This window comes from Pseudomonas protegens (assembly GCF_003732485.1).
GTDB classification, from domain to species: Bacteria; Pseudomonadota; Gammaproteobacteria; order Pseudomonadales; family Pseudomonadaceae; genus Aquipseudomonas; species Aquipseudomonas protegens_B.
The window spans coordinates 12,026-13,531 of sequence record NZ_MOAK01000087.1 but is presented as its reverse complement, the minus strand read 5'-3'; the positions used below and the strand labels follow the sequence as shown (position 1 = coordinate 13,531).

Sequence of the window (1,506 nt, the reverse complement as noted above, 5' to 3'; positions counted from 1 at the left end):
AAGCAGAACAAGCCGATCCGGGTCAGCCCCGGCCCCTTGGACGCCGAGGCCTACGGGGTCAAGACCAGTGCCCCGGACCTGCTGCAGTTCATCGCCGACAACCTGCAACCGCAGCCGTTGGACGACACCCTGCAAAAAGCCATCGCCAGCACCCAGAGCGGCTATTACCAGGTCGGCGACATGACCCAGGGCCTGGGCTGGGAGCGCTACGCCTACCCGGTGCCCCTGGCACGGCTGATGGCGGGCAACTCGTCGCCAATGGCCCTCGAACCGCATCCGGTGCAGTGGCTGACTCCGGCCCAACCGCCCAAGGCCGACGCCTTGTACAACAAGACCGGCTCCACCAGCGGCTTCGGCGCTTACGTAGTGTTTGTCCCGAGCCAGCAGATCGGCATCGTCCTGCTGGCCAACAAGAACTACCCCAACGAGGAACGGATCAAGGCCGCCCATGCACTGCTCAATGCCCTGGAGGCGGCTAAGTAAGCGAGCGGCACAGCACCGCGCCCCTTGAGGCGCCCGATAAAAAACGCCACCGGTCTTCAGCGCCAGGTGGCGTTTTTCTTGTTGCTTCGGCCATGGCGCCTAGACTCAGGAAATCCCCTTCGACCGTTGACCTCGGCCAGCTGTGCAACGCCCGACTCCCTGGATGGCGACAAGGACCGCAAGGCCCGCATCGAGCTTGATTCTGGGGTGGGGCTGAACCTTCTGCCGGGCTTTCCGGTCGATAACTGCAACCTGGACCCGCGCCGCCGCTTGCACACCGCGGGTCGTCCGGGAACCACAGCCGCCGGAGAAATGCCCCGTGATATCGACCCTGCAAATCGCCAGAATCAAAGCCTGGGGCGCCCATGGCTTCACCGCCACCGGAGTGGTCAGCGCCCTGCTCGCCACCCTGGCACTGTTTGAAAACCAGCCCAAGGCCTGCCTGTTGTGGCTGGGGGTGGCGCTGCTGGTGGATGGCGTCGACGGCTCCCTGGCGCGCAAGGTCAACACCCGCTCGGTGCTGCCCAATATCGACGGCTCGGTGCTGGACCTGGTGATCGACTACCTGACCTATGTGTTCATCCCGGCGTTGTTCATCTACCGCTACATTCCCCTGCCGGAGTACAGCGCGTTGCTGGCCACCTCGCTGATCCTGCTGTCGTCGCTGCTGTGCTTCTGCAACGTCAACATGAAGAGCCACGACAACTATTTCCAGGGCTTTCCCGCCGCCTGGAACGTGGTCGCCCTGTGTTTCTACCTGATCGAGCCCGGCCCCTGGCTGAGCCTGCTGAGCATCTTCGCCCTGGCCCTGCTGACCGCCACGCGGGTGCAGTTCCTGCATCCGTTCCGGGTGCGCAAGTGGATGGGGCTGAACATCATCGTGACCTTCGTCTGGCTGCTCAGCGGCGCGCTGCTGATCCTCAGCCACCCATTGCACAGCCCGTCGATCATGGGCCTGTGGCTGGCGGCTTCGGCCTATTTCCTGGGGATCTGCCTGTGGCGCTCGGCCCAGGAGTGGATGAA

At 64.1% G+C, this 1,506-nt stretch carries 2 protein-coding genes; both read left to right on the top strand.

Features of this window, described 5'->3' with window-relative positions; all coding sequences use genetic code 11:
• Positions 1 to 483 (top strand): serine hydrolase (locus BLX41_RS36750; protein ID WP_259745400.1); only part of this gene is annotated, 483 nt, incomplete at its 5' end.
• Positions 484 to 802: 319 nt separating this feature from the next.
• A partial coding sequence (gene pcsA / locus BLX41_RS30145; RefSeq protein ID WP_123727998.1) for a phosphatidylcholine synthase occupies positions 803 to 1,506 on the top strand: 704 nt, incomplete at its 3' end.